We start from the raw sequence: 24166 nt of genomic DNA on the forward strand, positions 1-24166 counted from the left end.
GGCTTTAGTTGCAGCTAAAGCCTGGGCCTCACATTACCCTAAATCGGTATAAAAATAATAATTAAGATGGGTGAATTATCCATACAAGGCAATTATGGATGGGACGTCTAAAGCTTGGCTGGCGCTCATTCTTCGCTAATTATAGCCAAGCATTTATACGCCCCATATTGCGGCGTTAGGGTTACAAATTGAGCTGGGTTTTAATTGCGAAGCTATTGTCTCCAGTTATAGGATTATTTCTATTTTTTAAAGTAGAAAATGCGCGAAAGTCTAATTTAGGGATAAATTCAAACAGAGTTCACTGTCCTAATTGTCAGCTAAAGATGCCTATAATAAGACGCCCCCAGAATGAGTTCCAAAAGAACTATGGTGGGTGGACGTGCAAAAAATGTGGAACCATGATGAATAAATGGGGTAAGCAAGTTGACGAATATGGTGAGCGTATTCCGTAACCCTAACAAGCCATTGCAGTGTGGGACTTTTAACAGTTGGCTTTTCCTCACTGCGTTCGTTATTTTAGCCAACTATTAAAAGCCCCTGAATGGGGCGTTAGGCATCACGAAAGGATTCAGGTTTGGAGTTAATAGAAAAGCACTGGATAAAAATACCTGTCATTTTATATGTTGTCGGGTTCATTGTTCATAATGTGTATTTATCAAACTTTGGCAGTTATGAATTTCAATTAGTTCAAGCTAAATACATTCTATCAGGGTTTGGGGTAATAGGTTTTTCAGTTATATGTTTTGTATACACTGGCATCAAGGTTAATCTATCTAATATAAATAAAAGCCTCACAATCGATAAAGTTCTACCGTGGTCTTTAAGAGTAATTTCTCTACCTTATTTTATTTACACAATCTTATATGGCAAAGAGTTATTTGAAATTAGTCAAAATCCAACAGACTCATTTCTTATAATTGGTTTTTTAGCTTCCACAATTGCCCATACAGTCGTAGCTTTTTCGATATTCAATATCGTTATGATGGTAGGTCAAACTGAAACATGGGTTAGTAAACTCCTTGGTTTTCTTTCAAGAGTTTTATCAATACCCATGCTTATCGTTAGTTTAGTTATTGCTTTCAATATTCCTGAATTTTCAGGAATATTGAAAGCTACTACATTTTTCTTTTTGGGCTATATAGGTATTGCCCTGAACCAAGATGACAAATATTTGGGAATTGAGCCAAACTATTCAGATCCTGAAACAAAAGAAAAACACGAAAATTTATATCAAATGGCATTCGGTATAATTGGAATATTCTTTATTTTGTGGATGGTAATAAGTAACTACACAAAATATATTTACCCTAAAATACCAGTTGCTTTAGGTGGCGCTAAGCTCGAATTTGTATCTATTAAAACCAAAGAAAAAACTTATGACTCTTATTTAATACAAGAAACTAAAGATTGGGTAATGTACATAGATAATTCAAGTGGTCAGGTAGAAAAAATCAAAACAAGTCTTATAGAAAAGATTGTTTTTAAAGAAAAAATGCCTAACAAGTCCTTAAAGCAGGACAAATAACAGTTGGCTTTTTCTCCTCCGTCGCTTATTTTAGCCAACATATTATTTGCCTCTTAACGAGGCGTTAAGTGCCTATGGAGTATCGCTTGAATTTTAAGCAATGGATCGTATCGGAAACAAAGGCTAAAGAAAGCTCTGCCACTAAATACAATGGGGCAATATCAGGTCGTCTGTCTAGAATGGCTATTGCTAATAATCTCACAAATGTAAATTTGCTAGAGGTACAAAATCCTAATTCAGTTGCATTGAAGCTAAAATCCTTGGATGAGTTCATCGAGTTAAACTCCACGGGTAATTCAATGTACAGTAGAGCATTGGACCTATTCATTGAATATTGCTCATTCCAAGACCTTAATCTTGAACGAGATTTAGATGAAATATTAGCGGATAAAACTACCTCTGTTACCGAGAAAAGTAGCTTAATAAAAGCAAGAATTGGTCAAGGAAGCTTTCGCAAAAGTTTAATAGATATGTGGCAAGGTTGTGCGGTTACTTCATCAATAGAAGAGCAGCTATTAGTAGCAAGTCATATCAAACCGTGGAAAGATTCAAATTCACAAGAAAGGCTAGATAAATTTAATGGCTTATTGTTAGTTGCAACTATCGACAGAGCTTTCGACTCAGGTTTAATCAGCTTTTCAGATTCAGGTAATATTCTGATATCTAGTAAATTTAAAGAACCTAGTAAAGCAGGTATAGAGCCGACCATGAACATTAGCTTGTTCAATGAGAATTTGCCATATCTAAAGTATCATCGGAATTATGTCTATAAAGGCACTTAACAAGTCAATTCAGCAGGACAAAAAACAGTTGTTGGCACAGAACCGACCGTTGAATCTAATCATAATTGTCTAAATATGAGTTAGATAAACGTATGGTTAGCAATTGAGTTTAATACATAACGTTGCGGTTGAGCGGCTTCTATTAGCACACATACGAATAGCAAATTTCAAAAATGAAATATGACAAAAAAGTTAAGCGTTTCTAATACAATAAGACCCAATCGTTTTTTTTAGATAGCGCTTAGTCTTGCTGCGCATTAATAATATTTAAATTCTGCTTATCAACAAAAAAGCCGGCTTGGGTATAGGCTTTCTCTATTGCGCCTTGGTTTCGTAAAATGTTCAGCCCTTTTTCAAGGGCTAGGTATGCTTGTGAGCCAAGAGGGTGATTACGACTAATAACAAAGTGACGGCTATCTTTAAGTTCTATCGCTACATTTGGCACTGGCACCAAATTGATTTTATCAAGCTTAAAGCTTTGGTCAGCAGTTGCGTTAAATGGCATTAACATAAAGTCTACCCAGCCGGTGTTGACCATACGCGCCATACTGATCCACTCGTGTTCAATGACTAACTCTTTGAGCGGTAAATCTGAGAGCGTTTTCCAATCGGTGCGCCATTTTGGTGTTGATACCGCACTTAAACGCTTAAAATCACTCATTTGAGTTAAACCAAGGGCTTTTTCTCGTCCTGCTTTAGTATAAACCCCTGCGATATATTCACCACGGCGAATAAGTGGTTTGGTGATATACAAGAAGTTTGCGTTGGCATGAGCATCTGCCAACCAATATGAGTCGAAACTGATAAGCAACTTGCCGGTTTCAAGCATGCGAGTGTTACGAAAATTTACTTTGCCGGGAATATAGTTAAATTGAAAGTTAAACCCACCAAGTTTTAATGCTTGTTGCGCGATTATCATATCAACCACATCGCGGCGAATTGCTTTACCTGAAAAGTTTTTGATGCTAGTAATGTCGCGATTATTTACAAAAGTGGTGTAATCTTTATACACATCATCGCGAATATATATGTCAATAACGTTGGCTTGCAACGAACTACTACTAAATATATTTAAAACAAAAAATATTACTACCCAACGCATGTTCGCTCTCTATTATTAATAAAATCCTTATATATCTGAGTCCTAGTTAAAATATGGCACAACTTGATACAAATTGATAAATCAAAACTATCTAACTTATACAAATGTACTTAAATTAAGTTTAGCGTATTGAATAATAAATGAAGAAATGCCTAATGAGTTATTCACTGTTTAGGCATTTACAACAAAAAGTGACTAATACTTACGGCGTTCAAGCCCTGTCTCTGCCAGAATTTTTGCGGAGATTTCTTCAACTGAAAAGTGTGTTGAACTTAAATGAGGTATTTTATTTTTCTTATAGAGCATTTCAGCTTCTCGTACTTCAAGGCGGCACTGCCTTAGCGACGCGTATTTACTGTTGGCCATGCGCTCGTTACGAATTGCAGCAAGGCGCTCAGGGTTTATCGTTAAACCAAACAGTTTCTTTTTGTGATTTTTAAGCGCGTTCGGCAAGCGCATCATATCTAAATCATCTTCAGTCAGTGGGTAGTTAGCCGCTTTTATGCCGTATTGAAGTGCTAAATATAAGCTGGTGGGCGTTTTACCACTGCGACTGACACCGACCAATATAATATCGGCTTCATCGTAATCTTTTAAATTGCTGCCATCGTCGTTGGCAAGTGCATAGTTAACGGCATCGATTCTGAAATCGTAGCTTTTTTCATGGATTGAGTGAGTTCGGTGTGTACGTGGCACAGGTTCAACGCCAATTGTGTCTTTTACTTGGCCGCTGTAAGCAGTTAAAAAATCAAAGCATTGTCCTTGTGACGATAAAATGATGTCGCTCAACTGAGGATCAACAAAGGTAAAAAACACTAAAGGCTTTTCACCACTTAATTTAAACGCTTTATCAATTTGTAATTTAACTTCGTATGCTTTTTGTTCAGTTTCAACAAACGGAATGGTGATGTGTTTAAATTCGACAGGAAATAACGACAAGGTAGCATGACCAAATACTTCACTGGTAATTGCCGTACCGTCGGATATATAAAATGCGCTGCGCATAATAACCTTATTTTTGTTGTGAGAGCGCTTATATAAGAGCAAATAATTAAACACGACACAACCTAAACTAGGTTGCAGGCATTTAATTTCCTTTAAGGAATCTGTATCAAATATCAGGTATTCGCCAGCGCTGCACTTCGCGCGGTGAACAGATATGAAAAATGCATTTTGGTAACAGCTTTATTATAAAAATTGCAGCAATTATTATAATAAGCGCGTGATTATTTAATTGTAAAACAGCGGCTACGCAAAGCACAGAGAGCAAAAACCATGGCAAAAATCCCATAATTCGTGATTTTTTATTAATACTGTGAATAAGGTGTGCGGGTAGATTTTGTGCTATTTGAGTCAATGCGTGATGTTTTAACCCGTAATTCATAAAGCTAAGTTTGTAGGCTCGATTTGTTGTTGATACCAATAATTTTGGCGAGGCATATTCACTTTCAATTGCACTAATATCTGCGATATCAATTGCGTAGATATTAGGGCGCTTAAGTTTTGCGATTAGATCTTCTAAGCATTCTTCCTGTTGATATAATTGAGCCAGCATTTTAGTTTGATGTTTGTCAAAGCGGATAACGATGATTTGCGAATGAGTTAACCAAATTAGTACATTGTCGTTTGTATTTAACCAAGAGTGCTTAGTATAAAACCCTTTAAGCAAGATATTCGCGCGAGTTCGAACAAATATAAGCATTAGCAGCGCGTGGATAATTAAAAATACCGGCACAGTAATGATGGCGGTTTTAGATAAATAATAAATAAGATGTGATTGTGCTAGTTGATTATCGATATTGGTTTTTAAGTTGTGCTGTTCGCCATTTTTTGCGATGTACACTGGAACTGACTTACCTTCACTCAAGCTTGCATACACATTCTGATCTACATAGGCATTTTTCTTAAACAGTGCGTTATTAATTTTTACACTGTAAGTAATTGCGAAAGCGGTATGAAGTCTTGCCCGCTGTAATAGCGTATTTAGCTTACTTGGTTTGTTATCAAGATTTACGATTGTTCCTTGTGCTAAGTAGCCATTTTTTACCCAAGCAAGGGATTTTTTATGCCACTCTGCAAGGATTAAACTTATTAAAATGGTCGAGATGATAAAAGCGGCACACGATGCCAAATGCACCATACGTTTTCGGTTATAAAAATCTGCGCGTCTCATTGCATATTCCATGTTTTTCAACTGCTTGCTAATGAATTAATTGTAAGGTTTTGGTGTATTTAAACGGCGACTCCTTTGCCGAAATACACGCTAACAGAAATGTTAAACCAATTAACATATCCTGACAAGGCACTTTATTCGCTACTATTTAAACCAAAAAGTTGTTCCAAATTACTCGCGTTAGGCGCGATATGTAAGCTCGCAAATATCTGCTCAGGGTATTAGAACGTTGTAACGTGCTTGCGAGGGAGTAAGCCAAAAATAATCGGGCTGTGCTTTTAGGTGAGTCTAGTGGTTTAAATACTGTTTTTGCCTCAAATTAGTTCTTTAAACACTTATTTAATATCATATTTAAAAAAAATTTATTGTTATGATTTATTCTAATTTTGCTATTGGCACCGGTGTCACTAGCATAAAAATGCAGTTTTAACGCATTTAAGGTTAATTTTTACTTTTTTGCGGGTATTTGTCCTTGATTTTGTCGTTTTTACTCGCTTTACCTGGTTTGTTCATCTATGTAAAATCATGCTCGCTTTAAACGAAACCTTAATTCCTGCTACCCGTTCAAATTTATCGCAGATGTAATAGGCGTTCACATTTAGCAACTTGATGTTATCTCAACTAGGATTAGATAACACACTCTCACAACCTTTTGCTTATGGAGAATTTCCGTGCAATATATACTTTGGTATCAAGAACTTGGTATGAATGACGTACCACGTGTTGGTGGTAAAAACGCTTCCCTCGGTGAAATGATTTCTAACCTAGCAAACGCAGGCGTAACTGTGCCTGGTGGTTTTGCTACAACATCTGATGCTTTTAATGAGTTTTTAGAGCAATCAGGCCTAAACGATAAAATCCACAATGTACTTGATACGCTTGATGTTGATGACGTGAACGAATTAGCACGCGTTGGTGGCGAAATTCGTCAATGGATTATCGATACCCCTTTCCAAAGTAATTTAGATTCTGCAATTCGTGAAGCGTATGCAACGCTTCATGGTGATGAAAATCAAGATGTTTCGTTTGCCGTTCGCTCATCAGCAACTGCTGAGGATATGCCAGATGCGTCTTTCGCAGGGCAACAAGAGACATTCTTAAATGTGCGCGGTATTGACGCAGTAATGGTGGCAATTAAGCACGTATTCGCGTCGTTATTTAATGACCGCGCAATTTCGTACCGTGTGCACCAAGGTTACGACCATCGTGGTGTTGCACTGTCAGCGGGTATTCAGCGCATGGTTCGTTCTGATAAAGCCTCGTCAGGTGTAATGTTTAGTATTGATACCGAATCAGGTTTTGAAGATGTGGTATTTGTCACATCGAGCTACGGCCTTGGTGAAATGGTAGTGCAGGGCGCGGTTAACCCAGATGAATTTTATGTGCACAAGCCAACACTTGCGGCAAATCGTCCGGCGGTTGTGCGCCGTACGCTGGGTTCAAAAGCAGTTGAGATGATCTACTCAAGCGATGAATCTCACGGTAAGCAAGTAGAAGTAGTGGACATTGAACAAACCCGTTCAAATCAATTCTCGATTACTGATGAAGAAGTAATGGAACTTGCTAAACAAGCCGTGATCATTGAAAAGCATTATGGTCGCCCAATGGATATCGAATGGGCTAAAGACGGTAATGACGGCAAGCTATATATTGTTCAAGCACGTCCTGAAACAGTACGTTCTAACGAAGACGCTAACGTAATGGAACGTTTTCAGCTAAATGGTTCGTCAAACGTGTTATGCGAAGGCCGTGCTATTGGGCATAAAATTGGTAAAGGTGTAGTACGCGTACTTAATTCAATTGATGAAATGGATAAAGTGCAGCAAGGCGATGTGTTAGTAACCGACATGACCGATCCTGACTGGGAGCCAATTATGAAACGCGCTGCAGCGATTGTTACAAATCGTGGTGGCCGTACGTGTCACGCCGCAATTATTGCACGTGAGTTAGGTATTCCTGCTGTAGTAGGTTGTGGTAACGCGACAGACACCATCGAAAATAACGCAGAAGTGACAGTTTCTTGTGCCGAAGGCGACACAGGCTACATTTACCAAGGTTTACTTGATTTTGAGGTATTAACATCTCGCGTTGATGAAATGCCTGAACTGCCAATGAAAATTATGATGAATGTGGGTAACCCAGACAGAGCATTCGACTTTGCGCGTTTACCACACGCAGGCATTGGTTTAGCACGTGTTGAATTTATTATTAACCGTATGATTGGCGTGCACCCGAAAGCACTACTTAACTATGACGCACAGTCTGATGATGTAAAATCAGAAATTGATTTTATGATGGCAGGTTACGCGAGCCCAGTTGAATTTTACATTAGCAAACTTGTTGAAGGTATTTCGACACTAGGAGCCGCATTTGCACCAGAGCGCGTAATTGTGCGTATGTCTGATTTCAAATCAAACGAATACGCTAATTTAGTGGGTGGTGAGCAATACGAGCCGGAAGAAGAAAACCCAATGATCGGTTTCCGCGGTGCATCACGTTATATCTCAGAAGATTTCCGCGATTGTTTCGCCCTTGAATGTGAAGCGATTAAACGCGTTCGCAACGATATGGGCTTGACCAATGTCGAAATCATGATCCCATTTGTCCGTACCTTAGAAGAAGCAGCACGCGTAATTGAGCTACTTGAAGAGCACGGTTTAAAACGTGGCGAAAATGGCTTAAAAGTAATTATGATGTGCGAATTGCCGTCTAACGCACTATTAGCAGATGAGTTCTTAGAGTATTTCGATGGTTTCTCTATCGGTTCTAATGACTTAACTCAGTTAACACTTGGCTTAGACCGCGATTCAGGACTAATTGCCCATTTATTTGATGAGCGTAATCCTGCAATTAAAAAGCTACTAGAAATGGCAATTCAAACCGCTAAAGCAAAAGGTAAGTATGTGGGTATTTGTGGTCAGGGTCCGTCAGATCACGAAGACTTTGCAGCCTGGCTTGTAGATCAAGGTATTGATTCTGTGTCGTTAAACCCAGACACAGTGCTTGAAACTTGGTTATACCTAGGTGAGAAGCACGCTAAATAAATTGTAGTAACCAGTTCCTTTAACTGATATGTCATCAGTATAAAGCTGACAAAACAAAAGGCGCTAAATGCGCCTTTTTTTCATTTCATAAAACTATTTTTTCTTTTTACCTTTGCCCTGAACCGCTTTAAAGCGTGGGTTTGATTTGCAAATAACAAACAAGCGACCGCGACGCTTTACGATTTGGCAATCAGGATGGCGTTTTTTCGCGCTTTTTAATGAACTTAAAACTTGCATTATTTGCTTCCTAATTTACCAAAACGCTTATTGAATTTCGCAATACGGCCGTCAGATTGAGCAGCGCGTTGCTTACCTGTGTAAAACGGGTGCGATTCACTCGATACATCTATCGCTACATAAGGGTATGTTTTACCTTGATAATCGATTGTGCGATCGGTTTTGATGGTTGAACCAACTAAAAAATATGCATCTGCTGCTGTGTCGTGAAAAACCACTTTACCGTAATCAGGGTGGATACCAGGTTTCATAAAAGCTCCAATTAATATGTTACAACATCACATAATATAAAGTGTTATAACATAACAATCAATATTAAATGATAATTATTATCAAAAATAAATAAGTTAGTTTGCTAAGAACTTGGATTAATTCATTTACAACCTAATCTGTTAGCGTATTTTTGTTGTATAACGCTAAAAGCAATTAACACAGAGGCAGTATGGAACATATCAAAGGTGTAATTTTCGATTTAGATAGCACACTAGTAACGTGTAGCTTGTGTTTTAAAACTATGCGAAAGGAAATTGGCTGTCCGTTAGACCAAGATATTTTGCAGTTTGTTGATGCGTTAGATGAGCCTAAACAGTCTTGGGCGAATCACACAATAAAGCGTTTAGAACTTGACGATGCTCACAGTGCAAAGTGGATTGAAGGGGCAGAGCACTTCGTTCAGTATTTAATTAATAAAAACTATCCCACCGCGATTATTACGCGAAACAGTGTTGAAGCAAGTTCTATTAAAATCGCTAATAATCAAATACCAATCGAAACCGTAATAACCCGTGAAGACGCACCGGCAAAGCCCGATCCTACAGCATTACTTATGCTAGCTGAAAAGTGGAATATCGCACCCGCTAACTTGTTATATATAGGGGATTATCTTCACGACATTAACATTGCTAAAAATGCTGGGGTGGAAAGTGCACTGTTTTGTGAGTTCGAAACACCAGACTACGCACATCAAGCAGATTATGTATTTGAAAGCTACGCTGAATTACAGGCGCGTTTCGCTTAAATTGCTGAGTAGTGTGGAGTGAGGGGAGTTTAAAATGGATTTCGGTACGAACTATTAAGCTGCTAGTTAAGCTAGCAGCATGAATGTATGTTTTAAAGCCAGTTTTAACGTTAACGTCTTGCTAATTTTTTATCGATAAACTGGCAAGATGATTTAAGCGCTTTTTGAAAATGACTTAAATAGCGTCTTGCCCAAGGATAGTAAAACGCTAACAACAGTAAACCAGCAATAAAAAAGATCAGTGATGGGCCTGGCACCACCATAAAAAGCAAGCCAAGCGCTAGAAACATTATTGCAAACACATGGTTTATCATTTTTTTCATCTGTAGCATCCTAAACGCATAAATTTACGTATAAACACGATATTTATTCATAGTATAAAAAATTTGGTTTAGTGCGCGAATAAATGATGTTACAAACTGTAAATATGAAGCAAAACTCGCTGTATTTCTTTGATATAATGAGTGCAAACCCTGTTCCCCGTCACCGAGCAAGTAATGATTGAAGTAATAGATCAAAAAGATACCTTACCGCCTTTAGCTGAGGCGTTTTTAGCTGAGTTAAAGACAACACACTACAGTGGTGAAATCGACATCAGCTATGCAACGCGCATAGTAACCGCAACTGACAACAGTATTTATCAGGCGTTACCTCAAGGTATTTTATTCCCAAAAACAAGCCAAGATATTCAGCAGATTTTTTCTCTTGCAAATCAAAGAAAATATCAGCAAATCAAATTTACACCGCGTGGTGGCGGCACAGGTACCAATGGTCAATCGCTCACACACAGTATGGTGATTGATTTATCGCGCCATATGCGTGAGATTTTAGAGATCAACGTTGAAGAAAAATGGGTGCGCGTACAAACCGGGGTGATTAAAGATCAGCTTAATGATTTTTTACGTCCCTACGGTTTCTTCTTTGCGCCGGACTTGTCGACCAGTAACCGTGCAACCGTTGGCGGTATGATAAATACCGACGCGTCAGGTCAAGGCTCGCTTGTGTATGGTAAAACATCCGATCATGTACTCGGCTTAAAAACCATGCTGGTAGACGGTACTGAACTTGATACCGCACCGGTTGCTGTTACGACCGCTAAAACATACGCCGAAGAACAATCTACACGCGGAAAAATCTATCAACAATTACTCAATACTGGCATAGGTTTACGCGAACTAATTAAAGCAAAGTTCCCCCGCTTAAACCGCTTTTTAACAGGCTACGATTTAGAAAATATTCTCAACGATGAACTAACTACGTTAGATGCAAGCCGCATTATTACAGGATCAGAAGGTTCGTTAGGGGTTGTTTGTGAAGCAAAACTCAATATTACCCCGATTGCCGAATTTAAAACGCTGATCAATATAAAGTACGATAGCTTTGATTCAGCGCTTCGTAATTCGCCGTTTTTGGTGGACGCCAAAGCGACTTCGGTTGAAACCGTTGATAGCCGTGTACTTAATCTTGCTAGAGAAGACATAATTTGGCATTCAGTTTCAAGCCTGATTGAAGATGTGCCGGGTAAAGATATGCAGGGCCTCAACATGGTTGAGTTTAATGCGACAAATCAGGCGGATATTGATGACAAAGTAAATGGCTTGTTGGCAAAGCTGGATAGCTTGATGGCAAATAACCAAGCTGGGATCATTGGTTATCAGGTAACGCATTCTAAGGCCGATATTCTAAAAATTTATGCCATGCGTAAAAAGGCGGTAGGCTTACTTGGCAATGTAAAGGGCAAAGAAAAACCGCTAGCATTTGCCGAAGATACGGCAGTACCACCAGAAGCACTTGCAGACTTTATTGCTGAATTTAGGCAATTACTTGATTCACACAACTTAAACTACGGCATGTTCGGCCATGTTGATGCAGGTGTCTTGCACGTAAGGCCTGCCCTTGATATGTGTGACCCAACGCAAGAAAAATTACTACGTCATATTTCTGATGAAGTGGTAAAACTAACCGCTAAGTACGGTGGTTTAATGTGGGGTGAACACGGAAAAGGTTACCGTAGTGAATATGGCCCAGAATTCTTTGGCGATACCTTGTTTACTGAACTTAGAAAGATCAAAACAGCATTCGATCCGCTTAATCGGCTAAACCCAGGTAAAATTTGTACGCCACTCGAGTCAAAAGAGCAGCTTGTTAGTGTTGACGATACTAAGCGTGCACATTTCGATAAACAAATCCCGATCACCATTAAAGACAGTTTCGATAATGCCATGGGTTGTAACGGAAACGGTCTTTGTTATAACTATGATAGCCACTCACCTATGTGCCCATCGTATAAAGTAACAAAAGACAGACGTTATTCACCAAAAGGGCGTGCCAGTTTGATGCGTGAATGGATGCGTTTACAAAGTGAAAAGGGCATAGATCTACTCGAAAGTGAAAAAGCGATAGCGAAAGGCGAGACTAAGTCGTGGTGGGAAAAACGCATTTTCGCAAAACAAAAAGCCAAAGGTGCTTACGATTTCTCCCATGAAGTGAAAGAATCAATGGACGAATGTTTGGCATGTAAAGCGTGTACTACGGCATGCCCAATTAAAGTGGATGTACCGACCTTCCGTGCACGCTTTTTAAATTTATACCATGCCCGTTATAAGCGCCCGCTTAAAGACTACTTAGTGGCTAATATTGAATCGCAAGCGCCGCTTTTAATCAAAATACACTTTCTAGTAAACCCTATTTTAAAATTAGGGTTTGTAGAGCGCTTTTTGAAAAACCAAATCGGTTATGTGGATTCACCATTATTAAGCGACAACGCCATTATAAAACGCGTGTCGAAGCAGTTTGCGTTTAATCTAAATCAGCTTAAAACACTTGATGAATCGCAAAGAAAGCAAACTGTTTTAATTGTACAAGACCCATTTACTAGCTTTTATGAAGCTGAATTAGTGGAAGATTTTTGCCAGTTACTGGTAAAACTTGGTAAAACGCCAGTGCTATTGCCGTTTAAACCAAATGGTAAGCCACAGCATGTAAAAGGCTTTTTAAACGAGTTTGCAAAAACAGCGAAAAACAGTGCTGCATTTTTAAACCAGATAGCGGAACTGGATATTCCTATGGTGGGTTTAGATGCATCGCTTGTGATGTGTTATCGCGACGAATATAACCAAGCACTTGGCCAGCAGCGTGGCGATTTCCATGTGTTGTTGGCCCACGAATGGTTTGAAACACAACACTTTGAGCAAAAAGAAGCAACCACTGATAATCATTTTGTGTTACTTAATCACTGCACTGAAACCACGGCAATGCCAAACGCCAGTAAGGTATGGCAAAGCCTGTTTTCTAATTTTGGTTTAACACTCAATGCTAAAGCTACGGGCTGCTGTGGTATGGCGGGCACTTATGGTCATGAAACGCAAAACTTAGATAAATCCCGTGCGCTTTATGAAATGAGCTGGCAACAAACGGTTGATAACACACCAATTGAACAGCTTGTAGCGACCGGATTTTCGTGTCGCTCACAAGTTAAGCGTTTTAATAACGGCAACAAACCAAAACACCCAATACAACTGTTAAACAGTTTGCTTTAGCTAAACGGCTTAACGTATAGAGGCAAGTAATATGATTCGCATCACACTGTTAATGTTTATGGTAACTTGCCTTTATGGCTGCGGCGGCAACAATACTGTGCAAATTAGCCCATACGCTAACATAGTTGCGTTTGGCGATAGCCTTACACAAGGAGTTGGGGTAGATAAACCAAATAGTTATCCTACAAAACTGGCGAGCGAGTTAGGCATTGAAGTTATAAATAGCGGAATTTCAGGTCAAACCAGCAGCCAAGGGCTTGCACGTTTAAACACTGTGTTAACTACGCATATGCCGAGCCTGATTATTATTTGTTATGGCGGTAATGATGTACTGCAAAACAAAAGTAAAACCCAGCTCGAAGCAAATCTAAGGCAAATGATTATCCGCTCTAAGCAACACGGTGCGCAGGTGATGTTAGTTGCCGTACCACAATTTGGATTGTTACTTTCACCTATGCCTGTGTATAAAAAACTGGCTGATGAATATGACTTGGTGCTTATTGAAGATACCTTGCCAGATTTATTGGGTGATGCCAGCAAAAAATCCGACCGAGTACACCTTAACGCGCAAGGCTATGCGTTATTAGCCAGTGAAATTGCAAGGCACATCGAAATTACCAATTAAAGCGTAAAAATAATAGAAACTAATTATTCCCTCTTTCGCAAGTTTGTACTATTTTCAAAGGGTTAAATACCTAATTTTAATTGCGATTTAGAGGGAAGACTATGGCGCAAGCACCTTTACAACCCAACTTTATTCAGTTTCCTGGCAATGTGATTGCCGAACCACCGTGTCGCATGTTAAATGCTAATCAGTATGGCTTTTTCGTTAAAGGCTGTAGCGAAAAAATTCAAACCTATATCGACACAACACTCAACGCGGTTAAATCAGATGAGTTTCGCTTCAAGGCGCTAAGTGCGTATACCTTGCTTACCTTTACGGATATCGAAAACATCGCATCTAAAGTACCTCCGTTTAGTGAACAAGGTTGGATGCAAGAGACTGACATTATATTTTGGTTACCAGTAGCCAAAATGGTGAACAAACGTGGTAAAGAAAAAGTTGACCATATTTATTGGTACCCAGCGTTTATCACAGTAAATAATATTTATGCATTGATTAATGGACGCGAGACCTGGGGTTACAACAAATATTTATGTGACTATAAAATGCCAAACATTGGTGAGTTACCTCAGTTTTTTGAGCTTAGCCTTGATGCCTTTCAGCCTTTTTCGCCGAATACCAAAATGGCAAAACATAAACTGCTTGAAGTAAATTTAGTTGAGCAAGGCGGCGAACACCCTGTGAGTGATTTTGTTGAATTGGTGAAAGAAGCGTTTGAAATTCTAAAGTCCGATACTGACTTCTTTGATCTTGATTTAAACGCTATCAAGCAGTTACTTGATGGTTTTGTAAACCCGCAAATGGACCAGATCCTATTCAAGCAATTACCAAATGGTGATGGCAGTAAAGCAGTTTACCAAGGCGTTGTGCATTCTCCGTCAATTATTAAGAAGGTACACAGCGCTAAAATCTATAAGCATGAATTTGATGTGACCGTGTATCAGCTAGATACGTTTCCGCTTGGTGAAATGTTTGGTATTTATCCCGGCACCCATCGCGCGCTGTTACCATTTAATGTTGTAATGGATTTTGATCAAGAAAAAGCGTGTGAAATTATAGCTACAAAAGGACTTTAACATGGCGAAAGAAAAAATTGTGATACTTGGCGGTGGCGTGTCAGCTATGACCGCCGCGGTGTATTTAACAGACGATGACAACTGGCAAGATAAGTACGATATTACTGTGTATCAGCAAGGTTGGCGCATTGGTGGTAAAGGCGCCAGTGGCCGGAATCCTTACTTGGGCCAACGTATCGAAGAGCACGGACTGCACGTATGGTTTGGCGCTTATGTAAATTCGTTTAAAACGATTCAATCAGTCTACGATAAATTAGCACGCCCCGACAGCATGCCGCTAGCAACCTGGCAAGAGGCGTTTAAGCCTCACAGTTATGTTGTATTACAAGAGCTGATTGATAACGAGTGGCAAACATGGCCTGTCGATTTTCCGCTAATTCCGGGCAACCCTGCGGATGGCACATTGGATTTACACTTTTGGGAAATCGCGCGATTATTGTATTTTTGGATAAAAAAGTTTATCGGCGAATTAGAGCACAAAGCGAACTCATTGAATAAGGCGCGCGATATTAAAACGCCTGAAAACGACGAAGAGCAAAACCTTTTTGACCACTTTATTGATGAAGTAAAAGAAAAAGTCGACGATATCAGAGACGAATGGCGAGAGTTTAAAGACGATGCCGAAGATTCGCTAGAAACGTTCTCAAAACATATTCAAGTAACGCTAAGTGAGCTTAGTTACTTTTTTGATAAGCGCGCTAGCGATAAAAACCTTTCTAATACGAAACACCCATCCGCGATTCAGTGGATCATCCGACGTTTTAAGCGTTGGTTAAACGAAGAGTTTGAAGACTTACTTGAAGATAACGCTGATATTCGACGCCTTTATATTTGCGCTGATTTAGCCCTTGCCATGATGGAAGGCTTAATTGAAGACAAGGTGTTTGAACGTGGCTTTGGCGCAATTAACAATCTTGATTTTAGAGCGTGGTTAGAAAAGCACGGGGCAAACACACAATTTTCAGTAGATTCTGCGCCGGTTCGAGGTTTTTACGATCTTGTCTTTGCTTACCAAGATGGGGACTTTGCAAAACCCAATGTGGAAGCGGGCGTCGCGGCATTGGCAATGCTGCGCTTATCGCTGTGTTATCACGGCGGAGTTATGTGGAAAATGCAAGCAGGTATGGGCGATACCATATTTAGTCCGATTTACGAGTTACTCATTAAACGCGGCGTTAAGTTTGAATATTTCCACCAAGTGACGCAACTTTTGCCAACGCAAAGCAATGCAGGTGAAAACAGTGTCGATGAGATTAAACTGATAAAGCAGGTTGCACTAAAAACAGGGCAATACCATCCGCTTGTTGATGTAAAAGGACTACCATGCTGGCCGTCATATCCACTTTATGAGCAAATTGATGATGAGCAAGCAGCGCTAATAAAGCAGCACAATATTAATTTAGAGAGCTTTTACAGTGATTGGCCAAATGTGTATCAGCAATACTTTGGCGAAGCCCTGCCAGAAGTGACGCTAACACAGGGCGTTGATTTTGATAAAGTCATTTATGGTATATCGGTGGCAAGCTTGCCTCATCTATGCGAAAAGTTATTAGCAAAAGACCAAGGACTCAGTTTAACCTCACAAAAAGTAAAAGCCGTTGCGACACAAGCGTTTCAACTGTGGTTAGATAAACCGCTTGATGAAACCGGTTGGGCATATACGCCAGCAAGTGGTGAGCAACCAATTTTAAGTGGTTTTAGCGAACCCTTTGATACCTGGGCGTCAATGGAGCAGCTGATTAATAAAGAAGATTGGCATGGTGATGTCGAGCCGAAAAATGTAGCCTATTTTTGCAGCGCATTTACGCAAGACAGTTTTCCACCAAGTACCCAGAGTGATTTTCAAGCCGTGTGTAACGCACGCGTAAAAGCCAATAGTGTTCTTAAACTTACGCAGCAAATGTATCCACTGTGGCCGGATATTGCCAAACAAGGTGAATTTGATTGGCAAGCACTAATGGATACAACAAATGCGGTAGGAGAGGCGCGCTTTGATAGCCAATATTGGCGCGCAAATGTAGATCCCAGTGAGCGTTATGTTATGTCGGTGGTTGATTCCAGCAAATACCGTTTAGCAACGGATGGAACGCAATTTACTAATCTGCTGATTACCGGAGATTGGATTAAAACCGGTGTTAATGCAGGTTGTGTAGAAGCGGCAACCATGGCGGGTATGGCAACATCCCGCGCTATTTGTGGTTACCCAAATCATATTAGTGGTGAATTTGGTTTTGAGCCTGACGAGCAATAATAAAGAAGTTTTAACGTGATCTTTCAGATTTGATTAATAGGATTCATTCAAATCTGAAAGTCACTTAAGTTAAGTGCCATAAGCGGAAAATCGTAACACCTTAATAAAAGGCGAAAAATAGTAGGCTAAAATAAGCGGCAAAGGAGCGCAAGCCTGCTGTTTTGTGTAACTTGATTAAAGCATATGTTATATGCCCGTAGTTACATTTAAAACGGAGTCTAACACCTCAAAAGTAAAGTTTTGAAATGCTTCTTCACATTTGTCGTTTACACCACAATTCGCAAAGGCAGTAATACTGACATCTCCCTCTGGGATGTAAATATTTTGCGTAAAATAGCCAAATTCAGTACCTCCATGATGGTAGAATTTTCTACCATTAATTTCTTCAACCCAAATACCAAGCCCATAATAGAAATCTGATGCACGATAAAAACGTGGCCCCCACGATTCAATTAAGTACTCTTCGCCAATCATTTGGGTTCTCACATTTTCACTTACCACGTTGTTTTTGCGTACGATGGCCCTTAGAAGTTTCGCCATATCATTAACATCTGATGCTAAAGGAGCGTCAGATGTGGCAGTTGTTCCAATAATATCTTTTGTATCAACCCACACATTTACCGGGGTTGGGAAAAAAGGATCTTCATCATTGATAAAAAAGCCTGAAGCAAGCTCTGGATGATGTTTTTCAACCCCTTTAGAGTAACTAGAAGTCATTACTAATGGTTCTAGAATTCTCTTTCTGATTGCCTTTGATGGATGGTCTTTTAAAACACGCTCTAAAATGATTCCAGCAAGTGCATACCCAGTATTCGAATAAGAATATCCTTTGCCTGGCGCAAAGTCTGCGGGTTGGTTTAACGCAAAGCTTAATGGAAACATGTCAGTTGTAACTTTATTTTTTTGAGCATATTGCGCTTTAAAAAACGCATACTCACTCGCATCATTATATTCAAAAATACCACTCGTGTGATTTAATAAATGCCTTAAAGTCATTCTATTCGAATATTGGATTTTCCCGAGTAATTCTTTATCAAGGTATTTGCTTATCGGTGAATCAAGATCAACGATCCCTTCCTCTGCCAATAAAGTGATCAGCAACGCAGTTAATTTTTTCCCAGCACTACCATTTGGCATCACAACATCTATTGTCATTGGCTGCTTTTTTTCCAAGTCTTTAAATCCTGCGCTACCTATAAATCTGGCGTGTTTTGATTCAACCAAGAGCACTGCCCCGGGAATATGTTTTGATACAAGGTTATCTAGCAGTGGTTGGTATTTATTGCTGTAATCGATATCTTGACTCAGTAGTTTATTCGCAACGACTAAATTAGGTATAAACATTGAAACGACAAGTACTAGCTTTAATAAATATTTTTTAATCACAAGAATCACCCATGACCCAACTATTACGAATCCGACTTCATTGTCTTGTTATAATCCATTAACCAAATCAACTGTTTGTTTAATAGCTATATTAACTAAACTAGGCGAATCAATAGGTATATTGTGACCAGTTGAATTTGAAACAATATGAATTGAATTAGGGTTATACCTTATTAATGAAGAGTGGAGCTCTCTCCATATTTCTTTCCCTTTCTCACTGTGGCCAATCCACCAATCGCTTTCTCCTAATTTACTGGAGGTGACAATAACAGTCGGTATTTTAGTAATAGATCCGTTATCTTTTAATTGCTCATTTTGATATATTTTTTGCAAAACTTTCCACTCTTGGCTTTGAGCCAAAAGTGAATTTAGCTTTTTATCATCTCTCTCCGCCCAAGCTTTATCTAACTGAATTAACTTTTTCGAAAATTGTTCGTGACTTGGATCTAGTAATACTAAACCTATCACTTGCTCCCGATAAGAAGTAGCATATTCACGAACATGAATACCTCCAAATGAGTGCCCAACTAATATAATATTTTTATCAATATTTAATAGCTTTAGTAGAGCATGTAGGCGCTTATTAGATTTCTGAACAGAAACGTCAATAGTTGCTGTTGAGCTGCCATTGCCAGCACGTGAATAAATAATAACTCGATGTTTAAGCATTTTTAATTTAGTTAATAGTGGCTTCCAATAATTAACTCCCATCCCTACGCCTGACTCAATAATGATATTAATATCTCCAGTACCTATATCAATATATTCAAGCTGTACATTTTCAATCGTAGCAAAACTAACCTTAGACTCGGCAAGGACAGTAAAATGAGTTAGTAACATACTTAAAAAAAATAAAAAGATGGAAGGCTTCAATGCTCTATCCTTGGCTTATAACGCCTCGCTTAAACGGCGCAAAATAGCAGGCTAAAATTAGCGACGAAGGAGCGCAAGCCTGCTGTTCTGCGTCCTTTGGTTAAAGCGTTTGTTATGTATATGTTACGCCTTACCTGCTGTTTTAAAAGAAATTATATATGGTTGAACAGATTTACCATTTACCCCTTTAAAGCCTTTTTTGTTTTTAGAGTTAATACTAAATGCATAAACGGTGTCAGCCTTTAATTTAACCGGAATAACAAAAGTACGTGAATCTTCTTTGAAATAAACGTCACCTGTTATTTGCGGAAAATTACCATTATTTAGTTTTACGACAGACCACATCTTATTGGTCATCATATTCGAGCTAAAAGTGACGGTTATTTCATTAGTTGATGGATCAACAGTTGGTGTTCCTGCTAAAGGCGAGCTAGAAATCACAACAGGGTTTATATCTTTTAAAGTCAATGGATTTGCTGATACAACTGTTGAAACAAATAATGCTGAGATAATTGCTAGAGTTTTAACTGATTTCATAATTTTTCATCCTTGGTTGAAATACACATAACATGTTTATAGCGAGCGAATCGCGTGTTTTTCTACCACAGCGTGACTCGTTTGTTTGAATGACTTATTTGTAACAAACTTCATAACTATTTGCCAGTGCTATCAAAATGCAGCAGTGATAGCTTTTATCTCAGAACAAAAACAAGCGATTGAGTCGTTTGCCTGACTATGCAAGCAATATACTTTGACGAAAAGAAAAGTAATTTTGAAAGATCGCTGTTAGATCATAGTAGACCTACTCAACTGTACGATTTGCTCGGACCAAAAATTTAAAAATATCTGTTTAGATAGGTGCTGCTACAAATAATGTGTTTACAAAGGCTGGTTTATAACCAGCCTTTTTGCTGTGCGATACGCGCTGCATCCACACGATTTACCGCGTTTAATTTGCTGATAGCTTCTGACAGGTAATTACGCACTGTGCCTTCTGATAAAAATAACTTAGCGGCAATGTCGTGGGTTTTAAGGCCATCGCCTGCTAATTTAAGTGCTTTACGCTCTTTATCGTTAAGTGGGTCGGTATCTGATAGTGCGAGTAGGGCAAGTTCGGGATCAATCACCTTTTTGCCTTGTTGCACCGATTTAATTGCATTAATGAGTTGCTCTGATGGGGCTTCTTTTAAGATAAAGGCATAAACACCTGCGTTCATCGCGCGCTTTATGTAACCCGCTTTTGAAAAGGTCGTCATAATCATGGTTTTTAAATTAGCATTATTCTTTTGCAATGATTCCGCTAATTCAATTCCCGTCATATTTGGCATTTCAATATCTGAAAGCACAATATCGACTGTGTTTTCATGTAAAAACGTGAGTGCTGTTTTGCCGTCTTGTGCTTGGCCAACAACATTAATAAACGGGTCTAAACCAACCAGTGTGCTAATTGCTTCTCTAACCATTTGCTGATCTTCAACCACAAGTACATTTATCATGATAATTCCGTTTTAAAAGTCATGGCTAAACAAAAGCCATTTTTGTTGCTGACAAGGAGTTCACCACCCAGTGCTTCAATACGCTGTTTTATACCGCTAAGGCCATTGCCGTTGGTAAATGTGTGCACTTTGCCATTATCTGTTACTGAAATTTTGTTTTCGCTAATATCAATTGTTACTTTATTACCTTTGCTATGGCGTAAAATATTGGTCGTTGCTTCAGTTAGCACAAGTGATACGGTATTTTGTAAAGCTTGTGAGGCATTTTGTAAGTGATTAGTGATATCTACCTGAAAGCCGTTTTGCATTAGTTCACCTTTTAGGTGGTTTAACTGTTCGTCTAATTTAAACTGCTTCATATTGGTAACGGCTTGACGAATGTCGCTTAATAATTCACGGCTAAGGGTTGCCACTTGCTGTATTTCGTTTTGTGCTAACGATACTTGTTCGTTAGCGATAAGCTTTTCAGCAAGCTCTGCTTTTAGGGCGATTGACGATAAGCTGTGACCTGCTAAATCATGCAAATCTCGGGCGATGCGCTCACGCTCTGCCACCATAGCTAATTGTTCTATTTGTTGCTGGCTTTGCTCTTCACTTAATCTATGTTGGCGTTCGCGGCGCTCAGCACGACCCATAAAATATAAGCCAATACTGGTGATAAGGGCTGGCACTATGTAGTACAAATCCATCAGATTAAACAAATAGGCCGATAGCGCAATGCCAAGTAATACGCCTATTAATCCTTGTAACCCTTTTTGTTGCCTAAAGTTAAAGCCACAAAAATAGCAGGCAAAGCCAAACAGTGCTTGTGTGCCCGGTGTAATATAAGCCCCAAAAGTTGCAAGGGCTACTATCGTTAATACGGGTACTAGGGCTTTTTCACCTTTTGCGTTTACCGCTTTTACGTAGCACACAATAAATACGCAATACAGCATAAACATTGCGATAAGTTTAAATAGCGTAAACCGTTCAAAACTAAAAATAAGGGGTAAAAAATAAAAGCTAGAAAAGGCAAGTGGCCCCCACACCCAATATGACTTTCCTTCTACTGCGAGGCTCTGTTTAAAATTATCCATTTTGACCTACGTTTAATGCCGTTGAGTGTGTTTGCTTAAGTTGATTTTGCCAGCGTGAATACAATTGGTAAATACTAAATAAATAGATGAGTACAATAGCAAAAGGCAGTACTACAAATCTATCCTCCGGAAATAAATACCATAAAATCACAAGAGATACTGTGCGTGTGAATGTATGAATAACCCCAAGTGGGTGCTGCAACGTCCAAGAAAGCGGAAGCCACATTAACCCCGAGATAATACCCACACTTAACGGTACGGTGGTGTGATCAAGTTGAGTCATTGGGATCACTAAGCCGTAACCCATCAAAGACATAAGAACGGTACTTAAAAACAAATTATCAAATGGATTGCGCTCGGATTTTTTAACAAACAAGGCTTCATTTGTTAACTTGGCGACACCTAACGCGATGTAAAAAATCATTCCTGTACCAATAAAGGTGATAAGTCCCATGTATTGGCTGTTGATAAAGGTACCTAAAATACCCAATACGGCCCATGTAAAACAGCCAGCGATTGGCATTGCGAGTAGCTTTTTCTGTTTATATTCTTCACGGTACTGTTCTAGTGTTTTCATGATATATCCTAAGTTAAGAGTGGGCAGCATGCTGCCCGTTAGCTGTTTTTTAGCGGAGGTTAACCTTGATTATTGCTAATAAGCATTTGTGGCCAGGTGTAGTTTGGTGCAATATCGAGCGATGCCTGCCAATCGTTAAGCGCACTTTGTACATCGTTAAGTGCTAAGTGAGTAAGCCCACGCCAAACCAACGCTTCGGCCTGACCCCACTGATAACCCAGATTGTCATCGCTTTGATAGTGGTTAATTGACGTATTGAGTGACTTAAGAGCTTGTTGTTTGCTACCACCAAAAATATTTGGTGTGTTGTAAGCGATAATGCCCTTAATTAAATGTACACGCGGGTTTGTTTCATCGGTTTCACTTGCGCTTTCAAGCGCATTAGACGATTTAATGCCGTAGTACATACCTGTAATTGGCTTTATCGAAATGCGATAGCCATAAACTTGGGCAAGTAATGCGTTAACCTCTGTTTTATCTTCGCTTAGTTTTTCATCCGTTAAAATCATCTGTGCGCTATCGAGTAAGCTTATCGCTTTGTCACTCTCGCCCATAATGTTATGCGCGATAGCTAATCGGTAGTTAACGAGCGCTGCGTCATAGCCTTTGGCAGTGTTTGCGATTTGTGTAAGTTGAGCCACATTATTTTGTTGTGATGCCAATTCAATCTCATCAATAGTCGTTTGATCAGCACTTGCATAGTTAGCTGTAAACGTTGCAGTAGCAATAAGTAACGCGTAGATGTTTTTCGTAATTAGATACATAGTAATGTCCTTTATATGATTAATGACTGACCGTTTTTTCGGCGCAGTTATAGTGTTATTCAAAAGGAGCTTGGTGGTTAGAGACGTTTGTCAGCAATTGCATATGACAAATGTCATCTTGTGGCGTTTGGAAAAATCAGCAAATAGGTATTTGTGTTTATAATTTTATGTAATTGATAATCGTTTGCATTTAATTTGCATCTATATTAAGCTTTCAATCAATTGATAATTACAATCATTTGCAAATGAATGCGAGCGACACTCATAGTCACTATTCAGTGCTTTTAACTAAACTAAGTAAATGTTCGTCTGCATGTGCATATCAAACAGTGGATGAATTGGTTTCGACCGGTTTAGTACTTGCAAATTTCTATGGTGAGCGTCAACAATCATTGCTACAAAAGCTCTTTTTAAGGCGTTTGTTCTTTGATTTGCTGGGTAAAGTATGCGACCCACTTGTTGGTGGTGTGGTGCAACGCATCTGCCTTGATTTTACATATCAACCGCTGTTTGCACTCAAACGGTTTTATCGTACATATCATGGTAAGTTAGAGGCATATTATAAGTTGGAACGAGAGTTACGCATATTAAGTAATGAATTTTTAGCGTGTAAAAGGTGAAC

At 39.1% G+C, this 24166-nt stretch carries 22 protein-coding genes; 9 read left to right on the forward strand and 13 right to left on the reverse strand.

All coding sequences use genetic code 11. The annotated features are described in order from the left end of the window. Positions 1-574 precede the first annotated feature (574 nt). Together AN214_RS10865 and AN214_RS10870 are read left to right on the forward strand one after the other, a co-directional pair. The gene (locus tag AN214_RS10865) at positions 575-1525 is read left to right on the forward strand and encodes a hypothetical protein (RefSeq protein WP_054979756.1); all 951 of its coding nucleotides are present in this window, start codon (positions 575-577) and stop codon (positions 1523-1525) included. 86 nt (positions 1526-1611) lie between these two features. Further along, positions 1612-2307, forward strand: a complete 696-nt coding sequence (locus AN214_RS10870; RefSeq protein WP_161805680.1) for an HNH endonuclease — start codon at positions 1612-1614, stop codon at positions 2305-2307. A 241-nt stretch (positions 2308-2548) separates the two neighbouring features. Here AN214_RS10870 and AN214_RS10875 read toward each other — a convergent pair whose 3' ends face one another. From AN214_RS10875 to AN214_RS10885, 3 genes are all read right to left on the reverse strand, one after another. Then, positions 2549-3409: a hypothetical protein gene (locus AN214_RS10875; protein WP_054979758.1), complete on the reverse strand. Its 861-nt coding sequence runs from the start codon at positions 3407-3409 to the stop codon at positions 2549-2551. Between the two features lie 195 nt (positions 3410-3604). Then, complete coding sequence (locus AN214_RS10880; protein WP_054979829.1) at positions 3605-4414, reverse strand: pyruvate, water dikinase regulatory protein; 810 nt, start codon at positions 4412-4414, stop codon at positions 3605-3607. 106 nt (positions 4415-4520) lie between these two features. Further along, the gene (locus AN214_RS10885; protein WP_152960753.1) at positions 4521-5582 is read right to left on the reverse strand and encodes a hypothetical protein; all 1062 of its coding nucleotides are present in this window, start codon (positions 5580-5582) and stop codon (positions 4521-4523) included. 671 nt (positions 5583-6253) lie between these two features. Here AN214_RS10885 and ppsA point away from each other — a divergent pair. Further along, positions 6254-8626, forward strand: coding sequence for a phosphoenolpyruvate synthase (ppsA, locus tag AN214_RS10890; RefSeq protein WP_082428555.1), 2373 nt, complete (start codon positions 6254-6256; stop codon positions 8624-8626). 93 nt (positions 8627-8719) lie between these two features. Here ppsA and ykgO read toward each other — a convergent pair whose 3' ends face one another. Further along, a complete protein-coding gene (gene ykgO / locus AN214_RS10895; protein WP_010559268.1) occupies positions 8720-8863 on the reverse strand; it encodes a type B 50S ribosomal protein L36 in 144 nt (47 codons plus the stop codon). Further along, entirely contained in the window at positions 8863-9114 is a 252-nt protein-coding gene (locus AN214_RS10900; RefSeq protein ID WP_010559267.1) for a type B 50S ribosomal protein L31, read from the reverse strand. The genes ykgO and AN214_RS10900 overlap by 1 nt, the downstream gene beginning before the upstream one ends. Before the next feature lie 191 nt (positions 9115-9305). Here AN214_RS10900 and AN214_RS10905 point away from each other — a divergent pair, with 191 nt between their 5' ends. Further along, positions 9306-9881: an HAD family hydrolase gene (locus AN214_RS10905; RefSeq protein ID WP_054979760.1), complete on the forward strand. Its 576-nt coding sequence runs from the start codon at positions 9306-9308 to the stop codon at positions 9879-9881. Between the two features lie 110 nt (positions 9882-9991). Here the strand turns inward: AN214_RS10905 and AN214_RS10910 are convergent, their stop codons facing one another. Then, on the reverse strand, positions 9992-10204 hold the full coding sequence (locus AN214_RS10910) for a PGPGW domain-containing protein (RefSeq protein WP_054979761.1): 213 nt from the start codon (positions 10202-10204) through the stop codon (positions 9992-9994). A 174-nt stretch (positions 10205-10378) separates the two neighbouring features. On the opposite strand from AN214_RS10910, the gene AN214_RS10915 reads away from it, so the two are divergent. The 4 genes from AN214_RS10915 (at position 10379) to AN214_RS10930 (ending at position 17372) form a co-directional block, all read left to right on the forward strand. Beyond that, positions 10379-13420: an FAD-binding and (Fe-S)-binding domain-containing protein gene (locus tag AN214_RS10915; RefSeq protein WP_054979762.1), complete on the forward strand. Its 3042-nt coding sequence runs from the start codon at positions 10379-10381 to the stop codon at positions 13418-13420. Between the two features lie 31 nt (positions 13421-13451). Next, complete coding sequence (locus AN214_RS10920) at positions 13452-14045, forward strand: GDSL-type esterase/lipase family protein (protein ID WP_054979763.1); 594 nt, start codon at positions 13452-13454, stop codon at positions 14043-14045. 101 nt (positions 14046-14146) lie between these two features. Then, positions 14147-15121, forward strand: coding sequence for a hypothetical protein (locus AN214_RS10925; protein ID WP_054979764.1), 975 nt, complete (start codon positions 14147-14149; stop codon positions 15119-15121). Between the two features lies 1 nt (position 15122). After that, positions 15123-17372 (forward strand): NAD(P)-binding protein, encoded by a 2250-nt coding sequence (locus AN214_RS10930; protein ID WP_054979765.1) that lies wholly within the window; start codon positions 15123-15125, stop codon positions 17370-17372. 186 nt (positions 17373-17558) lie between these two features. Here AN214_RS10930 and AN214_RS10935 read toward each other — a convergent pair whose 3' ends face one another. The 7 genes from AN214_RS10935 to AN214_RS10965 form a co-directional block, all read right to left on the reverse strand. Continuing rightward, on the reverse strand, positions 17559-18758 hold the full coding sequence (locus AN214_RS10935) for a serine hydrolase (protein WP_152960754.1): 1200 nt from the start codon (positions 18756-18758) through the stop codon (positions 17559-17561). Positions 18759-18806: 48 nt separating this feature from the next. Next, positions 18807-19631 (reverse strand): alpha/beta fold hydrolase, encoded by an 825-nt coding sequence (locus AN214_RS10940; protein ID WP_152960755.1) that lies wholly within the window; start codon positions 19629-19631, stop codon positions 18807-18809. 123 nt (positions 19632-19754) lie between these two features. Beyond that, positions 19755-20168, reverse strand: a complete 414-nt coding sequence (locus AN214_RS10945) for an Ig-like domain-containing protein (protein WP_054979768.1) — start codon at positions 20166-20168, stop codon at positions 19755-19757. A gap of 356 nt (positions 20169-20524) precedes the next feature. Further along, on the reverse strand, positions 20525-21127 hold the full coding sequence (locus tag AN214_RS10950; protein WP_054979769.1) for a DNA-binding response regulator: 603 nt from the start codon (positions 21125-21127) through the stop codon (positions 20525-20527). Beyond that, a complete protein-coding gene (locus AN214_RS10955) occupies positions 21124-22203 on the reverse strand; it encodes a sensor histidine kinase (RefSeq protein WP_054979770.1) in 1080 nt (359 codons plus the stop codon). Before AN214_RS10955 ends, AN214_RS10950 begins: the two co-directional genes overlap by 4 nt. Further along, positions 22196-22780 carry a DUF7010 family protein gene (locus tag AN214_RS10960; RefSeq protein ID WP_054979771.1) on the reverse strand — a complete coding sequence of 195 codons (585 nt, stop codon included), beginning with the start codon at positions 22778-22780 and terminating at the stop codon, positions 22196-22198. The genes AN214_RS10955 and AN214_RS10960 overlap by 8 nt, the downstream gene beginning before the upstream one ends. Before the next feature lie 59 nt (positions 22781-22839). Beyond that, positions 22840-23544, reverse strand: coding sequence for a tetratricopeptide repeat protein (locus tag AN214_RS10965; RefSeq protein WP_054979772.1), 705 nt, complete (start codon positions 23542-23544; stop codon positions 22840-22842). 245 nt (positions 23545-23789) lie between these two features. Between AN214_RS10965 and AN214_RS10970 the strand changes: the two genes are divergently transcribed. Further along, entirely contained in the window at positions 23790-24164 is a 375-nt protein-coding gene (locus AN214_RS10970) for a hypothetical protein (RefSeq protein ID WP_054979773.1), read from the forward strand. The last annotated feature ends 2 nt before the right edge of the window (positions 24165-24166 follow it).

The sequence above is a fragment of the Pseudoalteromonas sp. P1-9 genome, from assembly GCF_001399975.1.
Taxonomy (GTDB): domain Bacteria; phylum Pseudomonadota; class Gammaproteobacteria; order Enterobacterales; family Alteromonadaceae; genus Pseudoalteromonas.